16 protein-coding genes and 1 pseudogene are annotated in these 17,618 nt (G+C 37.4%); 15 read left to right on the plus strand and 2 right to left on the minus strand.

What is annotated here, in order from left to right; all coding sequences use genetic code 11:
• Positions 1-434: 434 nt before the first annotated feature.
• Together NC797_RS10145 and tnpA are read right to left on the minus strand one after the other, a co-directional pair.
• Positions 435-1,919, minus strand: a complete 1,485-nt coding sequence (locus NC797_RS10145; RefSeq protein ID WP_272436674.1) for a transposase — start codon at positions 1,917-1,919, stop codon at positions 435-437.
• A gap of 18 nt (positions 1,920-1,937) precedes the next feature.
• Positions 1,938-2,337, minus strand: a pseudogene (tnpA, locus tag NC797_RS10150) (IS200/IS605 family transposase).
• A gap of 262 nt (positions 2,338-2,599) precedes the next feature.
• Here tnpA and cymR point away from each other — a divergent pair.
• The 15 genes from cymR (at position 2,600) to greA (ending at position 17,530) form a co-directional block, all read left to right on the plus strand.
• On the plus strand, positions 2,600-3,019 hold the full coding sequence (gene cymR / locus NC797_RS10155) for a cysteine metabolism transcriptional regulator CymR (RefSeq protein ID WP_272436675.1): 420 nt from the start codon (positions 2,600-2,602) through the stop codon (positions 3,017-3,019).
• 39 nt (positions 3,020-3,058) lie between these two features.
• Positions 3,059-4,201, plus strand: coding sequence for a cysteine desulfurase family protein (locus tag NC797_RS10160; protein WP_272436676.1), 1,143 nt, complete (start codon positions 3,059-3,061; stop codon positions 4,199-4,201).
• Positions 4,202-4,262: 61 nt separating this feature from the next.
• Positions 4,263-5,375: a tRNA 2-thiouridine(34) synthase MnmA gene (mnmA, locus tag NC797_RS10165; protein ID WP_272436677.1), complete on the plus strand. Its 1,113-nt coding sequence runs from the start codon at positions 4,263-4,265 to the stop codon at positions 5,373-5,375.
• Positions 5,376-5,484: 109 nt separating this feature from the next.
• Positions 5,485-6,156, plus strand: coding sequence for a tetratricopeptide repeat protein (locus NC797_RS10170; protein ID WP_272436678.1), 672 nt, complete (start codon positions 5,485-5,487; stop codon positions 6,154-6,156).
• Positions 6,157-6,179: 23 nt separating this feature from the next.
• Positions 6,180-8,489 carry an SF1B family DNA helicase RecD2 gene (gene recD2, locus NC797_RS10175; RefSeq protein ID WP_272436679.1) on the plus strand — a complete coding sequence of 770 codons (2,310 nt, stop codon included), beginning with the start codon at positions 6,180-6,182 and terminating at the stop codon, positions 8,487-8,489.
• 84 nt (positions 8,490-8,573) lie between these two features.
• The gene (locus NC797_RS10180; RefSeq protein WP_272436680.1) at positions 8,574-8,762 is read left to right on the plus strand and encodes a hypothetical protein; all 189 of its coding nucleotides are present in this window, start codon (positions 8,574-8,576) and stop codon (positions 8,760-8,762) included.
• A 131-nt stretch (positions 8,763-8,893) separates the two neighbouring features.
• Positions 8,894-9,961: an AI-2E family transporter gene (locus NC797_RS10185; protein WP_272436681.1), complete on the plus strand. Its 1,068-nt coding sequence runs from the start codon at positions 8,894-8,896 to the stop codon at positions 9,959-9,961.
• A 399-nt stretch (positions 9,962-10,360) separates the two neighbouring features.
• Complete coding sequence (alaS, locus tag NC797_RS10190; RefSeq protein WP_272436682.1) at positions 10,361-13,003, plus strand: alanine--tRNA ligase; 2,643 nt, start codon at positions 10,361-10,363, stop codon at positions 13,001-13,003.
• 167 nt (positions 13,004-13,170) lie between these two features.
• A complete protein-coding gene (locus tag NC797_RS10195; RefSeq protein ID WP_272436683.1) occupies positions 13,171-13,437 on the plus strand; it encodes an IreB family regulatory phosphoprotein in 267 nt (88 codons plus the stop codon).
• A gap of 3 nt (positions 13,438-13,440) precedes the next feature.
• The gene (ruvX, locus tag NC797_RS10200; RefSeq protein WP_272436684.1) at positions 13,441-13,857 is read left to right on the plus strand and encodes a Holliday junction resolvase RuvX; all 417 of its coding nucleotides are present in this window, start codon (positions 13,441-13,443) and stop codon (positions 13,855-13,857) included.
• A 19-nt stretch (positions 13,858-13,876) separates the two neighbouring features.
• Positions 13,877-14,158, plus strand: a complete 282-nt coding sequence (locus NC797_RS10205) for a DUF1292 domain-containing protein (protein ID WP_272436685.1) — start codon at positions 13,877-13,879, stop codon at positions 14,156-14,158.
• 138 nt (positions 14,159-14,296) lie between these two features.
• Positions 14,297-15,421: an endolytic transglycosylase MltG gene (gene mltG, locus NC797_RS10210; RefSeq protein WP_272436686.1), complete on the plus strand. Its 1,125-nt coding sequence runs from the start codon at positions 14,297-14,299 to the stop codon at positions 15,419-15,421.
• Positions 15,422-15,518: 97 nt separating this feature from the next.
• Positions 15,519-16,154: an O-methyltransferase gene (locus NC797_RS10215; RefSeq protein WP_272436687.1), complete on the plus strand. Its 636-nt coding sequence runs from the start codon at positions 15,519-15,521 to the stop codon at positions 16,152-16,154.
• Between the two features lie 75 nt (positions 16,155-16,229).
• A complete protein-coding gene (gene udk, locus NC797_RS10220; protein WP_272436688.1) occupies positions 16,230-16,862 on the plus strand; it encodes a uridine kinase in 633 nt (210 codons plus the stop codon).
• Between the two features lie 191 nt (positions 16,863-17,053).
• Positions 17,054-17,530: a transcription elongation factor GreA gene (gene greA / locus NC797_RS10225; RefSeq protein WP_272436689.1), complete on the plus strand. Its 477-nt coding sequence runs from the start codon at positions 17,054-17,056 to the stop codon at positions 17,528-17,530.
• Positions 17,531-17,618: the final 88 nt, after the last annotated feature.

The raw sequence follows: 17,618 nt of genomic DNA on the forward strand, positions 1-17,618 counted from the left end.
ACTCAGGGTTTTTACCACTAAAAAAGTCACGATCTCAGACCTGCTTTATCATAGTTAACAGGATTACTTAGAAATAAACGCTATACCCCCACTATATACATTTTCATTCTTCGTGGTGGCTGATAAGCCATGGGGGTTTTGAACACGCACTTTATGTTTACATCTGTATTATTCATAAGCGTACGTAGGATCTTTTCTGACAACTCCCACGGCTAAAGCAGTGGGATTCTAGGGTACTTGCAAGCTTCTCAATGGTGCCCTTATCTTTCCTTGCAGAAAGAGTTTCCACCAAAGCACTGACGTGCATTCCCCTAAAACATTAACGGACGTATTGCGTGTAGCAAGGCACCTCTCTCAACAAGCCTAGAAAGACTCTTGATGTGCTTTTCGTTCCGACTTCTATTGGGCGCTGTCACGACCAATCAGGTTTGTTTTTATGCGACGAACCAACGCAATGTTTTACTTGCTGATTGTTTTAGTCGTACAATCTCAAGATTATGCAATTCAACAAAGTTATTCCATTGTGCGTTGCATAAATCTACATCAACAGAATTAAAAGTTTCGTTTGTGTTACGAATTAAAAAGGCACTATATAAATCGCGTTGGATGAAGAAATCTCCAAAGTCACTCCAACGTTCCGACAGTTGTTTTTTGCTATATGCTCCTGATATATGATTAAACTGACTCGCTTTTGTTGCATAAGTATCTATTTTCTTCAAAGAACAACCTTGATAACCTAGTTTTCGGTCGATTATTTTTAGCAACATCGAAGGAGCGCGATTGGCTATCGATTTGCCAAATCTCTTCTTGCGATTGATTTTACCGTTCTTTTTATTGATCGTTGTGTTTTTCGAACGCTTTTGCAACGATTGAAATCTCATGGTTTCTACTCGTACATCTGAACCAAGAGAAAGGATTTCGTTTGCTCGTTTTTCGTGCGACATTTTCCGTTGTACAACCATTTTGCGATAAAGTTCTTTTCTTTTTTGCCGTAGTTTCTCGTATTTCTTTGAGTATGCCCAAGTTAGTCTGCCTGTTTTAGCTGTGCCATTTTCGTTGAAATTATTAGGATTAGTGCTTCGTTTGGACCTATCCATTTTACGCTGAATGCTTCTTAGTTCTTTTTCATCAGTCTTGCATTCTGGTGCAAGTTCTTGAAGTTGAACTTTATCTTCACTACATATCGCAATAGTAGACGTACCAATATCGATGCCTACACGTTTTGATTCATCGTTAGAAGTCTTACGATTTCTTTTTGTTGGTGGATAGCCTTCTTGAATAAGTTGAACAAAGTAGCGACATTTCCCACGCACTTCACGTTTTAATATACGGACGTACTTTGTCTTATCCATTAAAGCTAAATGTGCGTATTCATCTTTCGGTTTCGGTGAAATCGGCATAGAAAGCCAATTTTTTGGTTTTAGATTTTTCTTTGTTGGTTTATCGCCCCAAAGAATGTTCCCTTCTACAAACCTCAATCCAGTTTTATTTGATTTATTCTCAACTGAAATATCATCCGTGTTATTTTTAAAGTGGACTTTTTTTGATTTTCCAAAATGGAGTTTCTCAACCGCGTGAAAAGCTCTCGTTGCAAGCTTTTGTGCTTCGAAACTTCCAATGTGTTCTTTAAACTTGCTTTGAACAGACTTCACAAAGCTATGTATTCCATATTCAGAAAATCCATATGTTAAGCGAATAGCTGAAAGTTGCTTATCACGTTCTTTAGATTTAGACTCTTTAAGGAGTTTACGATATTCTTTATCCGATTTTACCGCTTTATGCCGTTTTAAAGCTTCACCTAGGCAAGCATTATAAACATTTCTAGCAATCTTGAATTTCTTTTCTAGACGGTCTTGTTGCCAAGGTGGGATGTGCAAAGGAAATTCAATTGTATAAGTGGGTTTCGTTTCTCTTGCCATAGGTTTTTACTCCTCTCTCTAATTCCTTTTCTTTTGATTTTCAACGTATCGTTTAATAGTTTCGCTTGAAACATTGCCTGCAGTGGACACAAAAAGCAAACGTGTCCAAAGGCTTTGCAAATGCTGGAGGTGAGGAAATTCCTCTCTTCGTTTTTTTGAAGCTGAATCCCTTAATTTTCGCCATAATGTCGAAGGACTTAGTTTAGGTAGTGCATGAAGAAACATATATGTATGGTTCTTATCGCATTCAATAGCTACAATTTTAATTTCTAATTCTCCACACACTTCTTTTACTGATTCTTTGAAACGTTTTTCTACATCTGACTGAAGAAAAATCTCCCTTCTATTAACGAGGACAGAAAACGAAATGATCGGTTAATAACGAAACAGTTGTTTTGGTTTTTCTATATTCATTCATATATATAATTATATCAATTTTCGTGCCCAACTACACGCATATGCGCATAAAATAAGCGAAATATCCAAATACTTATAAGCGCCACAAACCTTCAGTTTAAAAGTGCCACTCCGTATTTGACCTCACTATCAGCCCACACTTAAAGGAGTGGGCTTTCCCGTTCGGAAAATCTGTAAATGCAAGGATATTGTCATTCATGCTATAATAATTATTAATACTTAAACGAATTTTATTTGTTATTAAATGGGGACTAGGTGAGAAGATGAAAATATCAACTAAAGGACGATACGGCCTTACCATTATGATTGAGTTAGCACGAAAATATGGGGAAGGACCGATCTCTTTAAAAACGATTGCAAGAGAGAATGAATTATCAGAGCATTACTTGGAACAGTTAGTCGCACCATTGCGTAATGCTTCCTTAGTTAAAAGTGTTAGAGGTGCATATGGTGGCTATATTTTAGCCAAAGAGCCTGCTAGCATTACCGCTGGGGATGTCATTCGTATTTTAGAAGGCCCGATTACACCGGTTGAGGGAATGGAAGACGAAGAACCAGTAAAGCAAAAGCTGTGGATGCGTATTCGTGATGCCGTGAAAGATGTTTTAGATACGACGACATTAGAAGATCTGTCTACTTATAATGATGATGAGAATCAAGAGGCTTATATGTTTTACATTTAGAGGATAACATAAAGTGCAAAAAAGGGAAGTGCTTCGAAAGTGAAATCAATTTACTTGGACCATGCGGCGACAACGCCGATCCACCCTGAGGTTATCAATGATATGGTTCCTGTACTAGAAGAAACCTTTGGAAATCCGTCAAGTATCCATCAATACGGTCGTAAGGCAAGGCAAATACTAGATGTAGCCAGAGATGTTATTGCAAAGAGTATTGGTGCAAACGAGAAGGAAATTATTTTTACTAGTGGTGGAACAGAGGCGGATAATCTTGCATTAATCGGAAGTGCATATGCAAATATGGATAAAGGAAAGCATATTGTTACAACAATGATCGAACACCATGCTATACTTCATGCTGCAGAATTTTTAGAAAAACAAGGATTTACCATTACGTATTTACCTGTTAACGAAAATGGTAGAATCAATCTAGATGAGCTAAGTTCCGCTTTAACAGATGAAACAACAACGGTTTCTGTTATGCATGTAAACAATGAAACTGGGATGGTTCAGCCGATCAAAGAAATTGGAGAATTACTTCGAGAGCATCAGGCGTATTTCCATACTGATGCAGTACAAGCTTATGGTGTTCTACCAATTGACGTAAATAAGCTCGGAATCGATCTTCTTACCGCTTCTTCACATAAAATAAATGGACCAAAAGGATTAGGTTTTTTATATGTGAAAGATGGTGTACGAATCGATGCGCTTCAGTATGGTGGAGAGCAGGAACGGAAACGAAGACCTGGTACGGAAAATGTAGCAGGAATAAAAGGATTTCAACGAGCAGTGGAGTTGTTAAACAATACAAGGGAAGAAAAGGTTCAGACGCACCAAATGTTTTTGGATTTATTTTTAAAGATATTAGAAACGGAAGGAATTTCGTTTTCCATAAATGGAGACCGCGACCATGCCGTATCATCGATTATAAATATTAGTTTTCCGGGTACAAACGTGGAATCATTGTTAACCAACTTTGATTTAGCAGGAATTGCCGCATCTAGTGGCAGTGCATGTACGGCAGGTTCTGTGGAGCCCTCACATGTATTGTCTGCCATGTATGGGGATTCGAATGAACGTACAACGAATTCGATTCGATTTAGCTTTGGTTTGGCGAACAATCGAGAGGATATTGAAGAGGCGGCTATGCGTGTAGCTTCAATTGTGCAGAGAGTCAAACGCTAACCTTAAAGTGACTTTTTGAACATCCTCTTAAATTAAAGTTTATGAAAAGGTGATAAACATCATGAAAGAAAAAAAAGATACTCGTGTGGTTGTTGGAATGAGTGGTGGGGTTGATTCGTCTGTTACTGCCCTATTGTTAAAACAACAAGGATATGATGTTGTTGGGGTTTTTATGAAAAACTGGGATGATACAGATGAGTTTGGTGTTTGCACTGCTACAGATGACTTTAATGATGTCGTTCGAGTCTGTAACCAGTTAGATATTCCCTATTACGCTGTTAATTTTGAAAAACAATATTGGGATAAAGTATTTACGTATTTCCTAGATGAATATAAAGCGGGCCGCACGCCAAATCCGGATGTGATGTGTAATAAGGAAATTAAATTTCATGCATTTTTAGAGCATGCTTTATCTCTTGGTGCAGACTATTTGGCTACTGGTCATTATGCTAGAGTAAGGAAGATTGGTGACCAATATGAAATGCTACGTGGAGTCGACGAAAACAAGGATCAAACGTACTTTTTGAATCAGTTATCACAAGATGTCCTGGCAAAGGTCCTATTTCCGTTAGGCGATCTTCCTAAAAAAGAAGTTAGAGAGATCGCAAAGCAACATAACCTTGCCACAGCAACAAAAAAAGACAGTACGGGCATATGCTTTATAGGTGAACGTAATTTCAAAGATTTCTTAAGTCAATATTTGCCCGCACAACCAGGCCGAATGCAAACGCTGAATGGAGTAGTGAAAGGTCAACATGATGGACTAATGTATTATACGATTGGTCAAAGACAAGGATTAGGCATTGGTGGTGCAGGGGAGCCGTGGTTTGTTGTTGGGAAAAACGTAAAAGATAACATTCTTTATGTTGAACAAGGCTTTCATAATGATTGTTTGTATTCGGACGGTTTAATCGCAACGAATCTAAACTGGGTAAGCAATCAGCTATTAACCGAGGAAGTCAAATGTACCGCTAAGTTTCGGTACCGTCAAAAGGATAGCGGTGTGACTGTAAGGCCTACTGGAGATGACAAAGTTACAGTCGTCTTTGATGAAGCAGAACGTGCTATAACACCTGGACAAGCAGTTGTTTTTTATCAAGGTGATGTTTGTCTTGGCGGAGGAACAATCGACGAAATAATTAAAAATCAAAAGTCCTTACATTATGTTGGTTAGTAAACGGTACACCCTTGTCCATATCATATGACAAGGGTGTTTCCTATTATTTGAAACTTGCCATTCCATCAATTATTTTGATATTTTAAATGCAGGAGGTTTCAATCAAATGGATAAAATTAGACAAGGAATTAACAAAATGCAAGAACAAAAACTAGAAGAAGCTGCCACATTTTTTACCGAGGCAATCGAAGAAAACCCAAAAGATTCACTCGGTTATATTAATTTTGGCAATTTACTTTTACATACACATGACTATGAGCGAGCGATCCGATTTTATCAGAAAGCATCTGAACTGGATCCAAACGCTGCTACCGCGTATTATGGGCTTGGAAACGTCTATTACGAACAGTCCGATTTCAATAAGGCACAAGAAAACTTTCAACATGCGATACAACTAGGCTTACAGGAAGCAGATGCGTATTTTATGTTGGGGTTGACGTTTCAACAGCAGGATCATCATAAGTTAGCACTCCCTTATTTTCAACGAGCAACAGAACTAAATCCAAACGATGATTCTATTCTGTTTCAGTATGGTTTATCATTAGCTCAATCGGAACAAATTGAAACAGCGGTAAAAGTCTTCTCCGACGTATTAACAATTAATTCTAATCATAGTGATGCCCATTATAATCTAGGCGTTGCCTATTTGTTTCAAGAAAAACCAGAAAAGGCATTCCATCATTTTGAAAAGGCATTAACCATTCATCCAGAGCACCTTCTAGCTGCAAATGGGAAGAAGAAACTAGAGGAGATGCTTCAGAAAAAGAATAAAGAGTAATGCTTAAAGAGGATGTTCAAAAAATGGCAATAGAAAATAGGGAAACGAAAGAAAAAAAATATATAAAAGGAGAGCTCATTCATACCATTTTCTTAAATAGGGATGAGCATTTTTCTATTGCGAAAATTAAAGTATTAGAAACAAATGAATCATTGGAAGAGAATGAAATTGTTGTAAAAGGCTACTTTTCAAGCCTTGATGAAGGGGAGATTTACCTTTTTAATGGTAGGTTTGAACACCATAAGCGTTTTGGTAAGCAATATCATGTAGAACATTATCAACGCTATATCCCAGAGACAAAGGATGGACTTGTATCCTACTTGTCTAGTGATTTGTTTTACGGAATTGGAAAAAAAACGGCGCAACGAATCATCCACACCTTAGGAGAAAATGCAATTGCATCGATCCTGCAGGATAAGGATGTCTTACATAAAGTTCCAGGGTTAAAAAAAGAGAAGGCAAACAGGTTGTACGAGGATCTAAAGGAACACCAAGGGTTTGAACACATTGTTATCCACTTATCAAACTATGGTATTGGTTTGAAAATGGCACAAAAAATATATCATTTTTATAAGGAAGAAACAATTCGCATTCTACAGGAAGAACCCTATCAATATGTGTTCGACATTGAAGGCTTTGGATTTCAACGTGCAGATGAGATGGCGCGTATTAACGGAATACCGATGAATCACCCAAGTCGGATTAGAGCAGCATGTATTTTTGTTTTACAGCAAAGCATCCAAGATGGACATGTTTATTTGCCAATTGAAACATGCCTATATCGGATTGATGCTCTTGTTCATGGACAAGCGAATGCTATTTCTCCAGAAGCTATTACCCAGGAAATGTTGGAATTAAATAAGCAAAAAAAAGTGATTATGTTGGATTCGTGCATTTATTTACCCTCACTTTATTATGCTGAAACTGGATTTTGCACCCATTTAAATCGAGTAATCGAAAATAAAATCGAAGAACAAACAACACAAGCAGAATTGATGAAGATTATCGGGGAGATTGAAGAAGAAGAATCTTTAAGTTATGGAAAAGAACAATTTCAAGCGATTGAACAAGCACTTTCTGCTAAAATTATGGTTTTGACAGGGGGGCCTGGAACAGGAAAAACGACTGTCATAAAAGGTATTATCAAAGCATTTGCTCACATTCATGATTTGTCCCTTGATCAGAAGGACTATAAGGACAACACGGACTACCCTTTTATTTTAACGGCACCTACTGGTAGAGCGGCAAAGCGCATGACCGAATCTACTGGGCTTCCTGCGGTGACGATTCACCGTCTATTGGGCTGGAATGGCAAAGAAACTTTTGAAAAGGATGAACAAAATCGTTTAAATGGACGGCTGTTAGTAATTGATGAATTTTCCATGGTTGATATCTGGCTTGCCAATCAACTGTTTAAGGCTATTCCAGACGATATGCAAGTACTAATTGTTGGTGATGAAGACCAGCTGCCTTCCGTTGGACCCGGACAAGTATTAGCAGATTTACTTGCAGGTAACGCGCTTCCATCCGTGAAATTAAGTGAAGTATACCGTCAGAAAGAAGGTTCAAAGATTATTCAACTGGCACATGCGATCAAGAACAATACTTGTGAAGAGAGTAGTTTACAAAAAGATCATGATTTTAATTTTATTTCCTGTACCGAACAACAGGTAGTCGAAGTAATTGTTCGAATTGTTGAGAAAGCTCAAAAGAAAGGTGTTGACATCCGCGACATCCAAGTTCTTGCCCCAATGTACAAATCGGCTGCCGGTATTCATCGAATCAATGAAGAAGTACAACAGTTAATTAATCCTAAAACGAATCAAAAGCGGCAAATAAAATGGAAGGATGTGTTTTTTCGGACTGGGGACAAGGTGATTCAACTAGTTAATCAGCCAGACGATAACGTTTTTAATGGGGATATTGGTGAAATTGTTGCGATTTATCAAGAGGGAGAAAACGGGAATGAAGAGGATCAACTTGTTGTGGCTTTTGACGAAAAAGAAGTTGCTTATGACAAAAAGGATCTAGGAAACTTGATGCATGCGTTTTGTACCTCGATTCATAAATCCCAAGGCAGTGAATTCCCAATCGTACTATTGCCAGTCGTTCCTGGGTATCGCCGTATGCTTAAAAAAAACTTACTATACACTGCGGTTACAAGAAGTAAGAAATCCCTAATATTGTGTGGAAACAAAGCAGCATTTCTTCGTGGGATCAAAGAGGAGGACAAAGAAAGAAGGTATACCACTCTACAAAAATGGCTCAAAGTAATAAACTTACACAGTGATGCGGAAGAGGAAGAGGAAGTTTCCCCTTACGACTTTCTTTAAAATAATGTGGTCGTATGTATAAATTTGTCTAAATTGGAGCACTCTGTTGATAAAAGAAGATCGAGGTCAAGGGAGTTGCGTTGAATGTATTGTCCAAATTGTCAAGGTAAGAATATCGGAAAAATTGGGAATCAGCAATATTATTGTTGGAATTGTTTTATTGAGCTTTCAGAGGATGGGGGAATACTCAACGTTCATCAAGTTGAACTAGATGGATCTCTAAGCTCGCTGAACGACTTATTTTCCGAAGATGAAAGAAAAGCGCAGTGGTAATTTCAGATAAATGTCATTCTTTATATGAACCCCTTGTCAGCCGAGTGCGTTGACAGGGGTTAACTTATTGAAAAATGCGTCCACGAACAGTGCTAACCTTTAGTGGTACTACCTTGTAAGGAGAGACCATCATGTTTAAAGATGAAAAGTCACTTCGTTTTTTTTATTGGATTTTATTTGGTATTGCTTCATTTTTGCTCATATATTTGTTAACGAAGCTGTTTCCATTTTATCAATCGATTTTGTCCTTTTTGTTTCGTATTTTGGCTCCATTTTTAATTGCTGGACTGATAGCGTATTTGTTGCATCCAATTGTTGAAAAACTTTATGAACACAAGTTCCCAAGGTGGTTAGCAATATTATTCATCTATGTCGTCTTTTTTGGAGGGTTTGGTTTTTTATTATATCGATCGTATCCTGTTTTTGTGCATCAATTAAAAGATTTAAATCAAAATCTTCCACAATTCATAGAATCATACCATACGACGATTTACGACATGTATGTGAAAACATCCAACTTACCAGAAAGTGTCCACGACAAAATGGATGAATTGTTGGCTGAAAGTGGGAAAATGATCGAACATTTTCTAACGAATTTGGCCAAAAAGGTTACCAAAATTATGGATGTCTTCATCATAATTGCTGTTATTCCTGTGCTTGTTTTTTACATGCTAAAAGACTTTCATTTAATGAAACGAGTTTTATGGCGATTAACACCTAGAAAATATCGTGATGAAGGAAAACAATTAATAAAGGATATTGATAAAAGCCTTGGTAATTATATTAGAGGCCAATTACTTGTCTGCTTTTTTGTAAGCTTAACAACCTACGGGATTCTTTGGTTTATTAATATGAAATATCCGCTTCTTCTAGCTCTTTTTATGGGAATAACGAATATCATACCTTACTTCGGCCCAATTCTTGGTGCCATTCCAGCAGTTATTCTTGCGTTTACGATCTCAATAAAAATGGTAGTGTACGTTATTTTAGCTGTATTTGTTGTTCAAATCATGGAAGGTAATCTATTATCACCATTAATCGTAGGAAAAAGTACGAATACACACCCTATTTTAATCATTTTTGCGTTACTTGTCGGAGGGGAAATAGGAGGGGTAATAGGTATGATTTTGGCAGTTCCGATTGTTACGATCATTAAAGTTGTCCTTGACCATACGAGTAGATTATCGTTTGATGATTGACATATGCACGTTTTTTATCTATACTATCGCATAACGAAACGAATCATAATGAGAACAATATGATGAAGATCACGAGTACATGATACCGAGCTTTGTGGTTGCTAGAGGTTCACACACACTTCTTCAAATCAATTAGAGAGGATTTCCCATAGGCTGAAAGGAATTCAAGTGAAGGATCATGGAATGCTAGATTGGAGTGCGGTTAATCCCCGTCGGTTTGCGCCGTTACACGCATACTAGAGGTGATGGATCAAGTCTTTTGATTCATAATCAGGGTGGTACCGCGATAAGTCTCGTCCCTGCTTTTAATAAGCAGGGATGAGACTTTTTTTAGTGTGTATTCAAACAGTCACCGTATTTCTTTTCGAAATATAGTACAAATAAATTGGAGGAAATAAAATGAAGCAATTATCGTCAGCTGAAGTGAGACAAATGTTTTTAGACTTCTTTCAACAAAAGGGACACCGAGTGGAACCGAGTGCGTCATTAGTTCCAAAAGAGGATCCAACATTGCTTTGGATCAATAGTGGTGTGGCAACATTGAAGAAATATTTTGATGGCAGGGTGATACCAGATAATCCAAGAATCGTCAATGCCCAAAAATCGATTCGGACAAATGATATTGAAAATGTAGGTCAAACAGCTAGACATCACACTTTTTTTGAAATGTTAGGCAACTTTTCTATTGGCGATTTTTTTAAGGAAGAGGCCATTGAATTGGCGTGGGAATTCCTAACAAGTGACAAATGGATTGGGTTTGATTCCACTCTCCTATCTGTCACTGTGCATCCGGAAGACGAAGAGGCATATGTGATTTGGCGTGATCATGTAAAGCTTCCAGAGGAAAGAATTATTCGGCTTGAGGAAAACTTTTGGGATATTGGTGAAGGTCCAAGTGGGCCAAACACAGAAATTTTTTATGATCGTGGAGAACAATATGGAAATGATGAAACAGATCCAGAACTTTACCCTGGTGGAGAAAACGACCGCTATTTAGAAATATGGAATCTTGTGTTTTCCCAATTCAACCATAATCCAGATGATACGTATACTCCTCTTCCTAAGAAAAACATCGATACTGGAATGGGATTAGAACGCATGGTTTCCGTTATTCAGAATGTCCCGACCAACTTTGATACGGATTTGTTTCTTCCAATTATAAAGGAAACAGAAAAACGAGCGAATTGTCGGTATGGGGACAAACTGGAAACAGATGTATCCTTTAAAGTGATCGCAGACCATATCCGTACAGTTTCTTTTGCGATTGGAGATGGAGCACTGCCGTCGAATGAAGGAAGAGGCTATGTACTAAGAAGACTGCTGAGAAGAGCGGTGCGATTTGCAAAGCAAATTGGCATTGAAAAGCCTTTTATGTATCAGCTCGTCCCAGTTGTTGGAGAGATTATGAAGGACTATTATCCTGATGTTGTAAAGAAAACGAATTTCATTCAAGATGTGATTCAAACGGAAGAACAGCGCTTTCATGAAACGCTAAATGAAGGCTTAAGTATCCTTACAACCATTTTAGAGAAAGAGAAAGACAAAGGAAGCAATGTGTTCCCAGGAGAAGAAGTTTTCAGACTTTATGATACGTATGGGTTTCCAAAAGAATTAACAGAAGAATACCTTGCTGATTTCGGCTTTACAATTGACGAACAAGCCTTTGAAATTGAAATGGATAAACAACGTAACCGAGCGAGACAAGCTCGCCAAAAAGTTGATTCTATGCAAGTACAAGATAGCGTGTTAAGTGACGTGAATGTAGAAAGTACCTTTGTCGGCTATACCACATTAGAGCAACAAACGGAAATTGTTACGCTTGTGAAGAACAAGGGCCTAGTTGAGACAGCGTACGAAGGAGAAGAAATTTATATTTTGTTGAAAGAGACACCTTTTTACGCTGAAAGTGGTGGTCAAATAGCAGACAAAGGCTGGATCATTACGGATAACGGGAAAATGTCCGTTGAAGACGTACAAAAGGCTCCAAATGGTCAAAACCTTCATCGGGCAATTGTGAAGTCTGGGATGATTCGCAATGGTGATCAGGTTCTCGCCACGGTAAACAAAGAAGCACGCTCTTTAATTGTTAAAAATCATACGGCTACACATCTATTACACAAGGCATTAAAAGAAGAACTAGGAGAGCATGTTAACCAAGCTGGATCATTGGTGGCACCTGATCGGTTACGTTTTGACTTTTCTCACTTTGGATCTATTACACAAGAACAATTAGAAAATATTGAGAGAAAGGTTAATGATAAAATTTGGTCCTCTATTCAAGTAGATATTGCGAACCACAAAATAGAAGAGGCCAAAGCAATGGGTGCAATGGCACTTTTCGGTGAAAAATATGGAGATGTTGTACGTGTTGTAAAAGTTGGAGACTATAGTATGGAGTTGTGTGGAGGCTGTCACGTAGCAAACACAGCAGAAATCGGGTTATTTAAAATTGTATCAGAAACTGGAATCGGAGCAGGAACGCGGAGAATAGAAGCTGTCACTGGAAAAGGGGCATATGAACACGTGAATAACAGGCTTCAATTGCTACAAGAAGCCGCTCAATTTCTTAAAGTTACACCTGAAAATGTCCCAAATAAAATGGACTCCCTTTACAAAGACATAAAAGAGGTGCAACGTGAAAACGAATCGCTTCGTGCAAAACTATCTAATTTAGAGGCAACGTCCATTTTAGACAAAGTTGAAGAAATCAACGGAGTATCCTTATTAGCACAGCAAGTTGATGGACAAGATATGAACCAGTTGCGCAATATGGTTGATGAACTAAAACAGAAATTGGAATCTGGCATTGTTCTACTTGCTTCTGTAAACAATGGGAAGGTTCAACTAGCTGCAGGGGTATCAAAGGATTTAATTGATCAAGGTTACCATGCTGGAAACATTATAAAAGAAACAGCGAAAAGATGCGGTGGAGGTGGTGGCGGCCGCCCAGATATGGCTCAAGCTGGCGGAAAAAACCCTGCTCAAGTAACTGAAGCCTTACAGTACGCAAAAACCTATGTACAGTCTGTTCAAAATAAATAGTTTGGGAAACCTTAAAGTACGTGTGCAAAAAGACGACATATTAAAAGGTTGACTAAATTGCCAAGTCATACGGCAACCTTGAAATTAGACAAGTTATTTTTTATTCTTTAGGATAGATAGTATATAATGAAAGAAATGGCTAAGAAATATGGAAGTGAGGTGTTTTCATGGGCTCAATGGATAAAACAGTGAAGTTTAATTTTTCAGAAGAACCATTTGATGATAATGTAAAAGAAATACTCCTTTCTGTGCATGAAGCGCTTAGGGAAAAAGGCTACAATCCGATCAACCAAATTGTGGGGTACCTTTTGTCGGGAGATCCAGCCTACATACCGAGGCATAAAGATGCAAGAAATTTAATTCGAAAAATCGAACGGGACGAGCTTATTGAAGAGTTAGTGAAACACTATTTAGAACAACACAAAGAGGCATAATGCATGAAGATGATTGGAATGGATGTAGGGCAAAAAACAATCGGTGTGGCGGTAAGTGACGAACTGGGTTGGACCGCCCAAGGCTTAACAACAATTAAATGGGATGAGAAAGACTTTTCTACGGCAAAAGAAGAAATAGAATCGATCTTGCTTGAGCACAATATTAAGCAAGCAGTTATTGGACTCCCAAAAAACATGAATGGAACGATTGGGGAACGTGGTGAGGCTTCGCAGAGCTTCGCAAAAAAAATGGAAAACATATTTCACATCCCTACAGTGTTATGGGACGAAAGACTAACGACAATGGCCGCTGAACGTGTATTGTTAGAGGCCGATATGAGCAGAAATAAGCGCAAAAAAGTGATTGATAAAATGGCAGCGATGATTATTTTGCAAAGCTATTTAGATGCGAAAAAGTGACATTCATGGAGGTGAAGTAATGGCATTAGAAGAAAAAGAGAGAATCATCATCCCTGATGAAAACGGGGAAGAGCACTTGTTTGAGGTGCTGTTTACCTTTGACGTCGATCAAACAGGTGATTCCTATATTGCGGTCGTCCCAACTGAACAAAAAGATGAAGAAGAAGTTGAAGTATTTGCCTTTCGCTATGAAGAGAAAGACCAAGAAGATGATTTAACCTTGTATCAAATTGAATCAGATGAAGAATGGGAAATCGTTGAAGAAATGCTAAACACGTTAGCTGATGAACAGGACGAATGATAACGTATTTATATCCTTGTGGTCACAACATGACGACAAGGATATTTTTATGTTAAAAATCGTCAAAAATCTTAGTTATGAATAGAAATATGGCAGATTGTTGTAGTATAATAGATCGGATGAAAGGGGGAACCTTATTTGACATCCGATAATAATCATAATGGTTTTGATAAGGATCGTTTAATCAAACGTAGTAATGAAGCAAAAATAGTAAGGAAAATTGTCATAATCGTTATTTCAGCTTTAACACTTATAATGGCAATTGGTGTAACTTTAGGATATTTGTACGTTAAATCTGCATTGGAACCAGTTGACCCTAATGATACGTCAACAATAGATGTTGAAATTCCTTTAGGATCTTCAACCTCTAAAATAGCGAGTATATTAGAAGAAAATGGGATAATAAAAGATAGTAGAGTGTTTCGTTTCTACACAAAATTTAACAATGTATCAAGTTTTCAGGCGGGTGAATATACATTTTCTCCATCGATGAAATTTAATCAAATTGTAGAAGCGTTACAAGAAGGAAAAGTCTTAAAGGAACCAGTGCTAAAAGTTACAATACCTGAAGGAAAAACGATAGAACAAATCGCAACAATTTATGGAAACAAAACTAATATTAACAAAGAGGATTTTCTTAACAAGGTAAACGATATAGAGTATGTGGAACAACTAATCGATCAATATCCGTCCATACTTTCAGAGGATATTTTAGAGCCACAGATCAAAAATCCTTTGGAAGGTTATCTATTTCCTGCAACCTATTCTTTTTATGAAAAAAACCCTAGTATTGAAAACATTATTGAAAAAATGATTCAAAAAACAGAAACTGTCGTTATGCCGTATCTTGATGTGATTAGTGAGAATGAAGAATTAACGGTGCATAAAGCATTAACGATGGCCTCACTAGTAGAAAATGAAGCGACAACAGCAGAAGACCGAAATATAATTTCTGGTGTATTTTGGAATCGATTAGATGCGGGAATGATGCTTCAAACAGATCCAACGGTGTTGTATGCAATGGGTGAACGCAAAGAAGAAGAGATTACTAAAAATAAAGACATTGATTCACCATACAATACATATAAAAATCTGGGACTTCCGATTGGACCGATTTCCAACTTTGCAGAAAATTCATTGAAAGCTGCATTACAACCAGCTGAAACAGATAATATGTATTTTCTTGCGGGAAATGATGGGAAGATTTATTATGCAAAAACGTATGAGGAACATCAACAAAATGTAAATAAATATCTAAAGTAAAATATAGTAAAAGATGGCTGGGAGTAAGGATTTTACATTCGCAATCCCTGCTATTTTTTAAACAGAGCTCATTCTTACCAGAAAGGAGCCAGTAATAATGGAAAACAAATTATACCAATATTTAGATCAAATGGTAGGTTTAAAAAAAGACTGGATGAAACAGATCGAATCACAAGCAAAGAATGAACAGATACCTATTATGGAACCATTAGGTTTAGACTTTTTAAAACAAATCATTCGATTAAAGCAGCCAAAAAAAATCTTAGAAATCGGAACGGCCATTGGTTATTCTGCATTACAAATGTTAGATGCATCTCCAACCTCCACAATCGTTACCATTGAAAGAGATGTCAAGCGTTACAAGCAAGCGATGCACAACATAACTTCCTTGGACAAACAGAAACACATAGAAATTTTATTAGGGGATGCGTTTGCAATGGAGCAAGAAGCAGAAAAACGTGGTCCATATGATCTTTTGTTCATTGATGCTGCAAAAGGCCAATATCAACGTTTTTTTGAAACGTTCCATGCATTTGTAAGAAGCAATGGTGTTATAATATCAGATAATGTGCTGTTTAGAGGGCTTGTAGTGAAGGAAGAATCGAGCAATAAACGACTCCAACAAATCGCTGCAAAGATTCGAGACTATAACGAATGGTTAGTAAACCATTCCGGCTATTCAACAACCATCATACCTGTTGGAGATGGGGTAGCAGTCAGTGTTAAGAAGTAACTTGTTGGGTACACTTAGAGCTGCGAAAAATAACATCCAGAAAAAGACTTGAATATTTAGAAGGAGCGCTTGTACGTGATAGATAAACCAGTAGTAATTGGGGTGGCTGGTGGTTCGGGATCTGGAAAAACATCTGTTACTAGAGCCATTTGCCAGCGCTTTTCAGATAAATCAATTTTAGTAATTGAACAAGATTATTATTACAAAAACCAAGACCATCTTCCTTATGAAGAACGCTTAGAAACAAATTACGATCATCCACTAGCTTTTGATAACGATCTACTTCTTCGTCACATCCATGATTTATTAAATCAAAAGCCAATTAATAAACCTGTATATGACTATGCGTTACATACACGCTCAAATCAAGTGATAAAAGTTGAGCCTAAGGAAGTTATCATTTTAGAAGGCATACTCATTTTAGAAGATCAGCGCTTGTTAGATTTGATGGATATTAAGGTGTTTGTCGACACAGATGCAGATGTTCGGATCATACGTCGCCTAATGAGGGATATTAAAGAAAGAGGGCGATCGATTGATTCAGTCATTGATCAATACATCAATGTTGTACGACCGATGCATCTACAATTTGTGGAACCAACAAAAAGGTATGCAGATATCATTATTCCTGAAGGCGGAGAAAATCACGTCGCAATTGATTTGATGGCAGCAAAAATACAAACCATTATAAATAAATTGACTTTTTGAGCATCCTCTTTAAATGCGTGATAAAAAAAGATTGAAATATCATAATAAATCTGCCATAGTATTATAAATAACCAATTTATTTATGAAATGCATTATACAAAAAGCATTATCAAAGCAACATTAAAAGGATGGGTTGTACCATAGTCCTTTTTATTTTGTTAATTATTGACGGGATCAAAGGAGTGTAAACAATGGCCGTAGAAAAAAGCTATTACATGACACAAGAGGGGAAAGAGAAATTAGAGAACGAATTAGAGTACTTAAAAACGGAAAAAAGACAAGAAGTTGTAGAACGAATAAAAATAGCACGTGGATTCGGTGATCTATCGGAAAACTCTGAGTATGACGCTGCAAAAGACGAGCAAGCATTTGTTGAATCTAGAATAACTCAGGTTGAAAAAATGATTCGGAATGCTGTTATTATAGAAAATGATAATGCTAATCCAAATGTTGTTTCACTTGGAAAGCGTGTTACCTTTAAAGAACTTCCTGATGGAGAGGAAGAAAGCTATAAAATAGTTGGAAGCGCAGAAGCAGATCCATTTGAAGAAAAAATTTCGAACGATTCTCCGATTGCACGAAGTTTGTTAGGACATGAAGTAGGAGAAGAAGTCACTGTATCGACACCAGGTGGAGACTTGGATGTAAAAATCTTAAAAGTGGAATAGAACAAAAGCAGAAGCGAACGTTAACTACGTCTCACTAGAGCTTTCATGATTGAGTTAGACGTGGCTAACCTGTCATCCTCTATAAGAA

It is taken from the genome of Terrihalobacillus insolitus (genome assembly GCF_028416575.1).
Lineage (GTDB): Bacteria > Bacillota > Bacilli > Bacillales > Amphibacillaceae > Terrihalobacillus > Terrihalobacillus insolitus.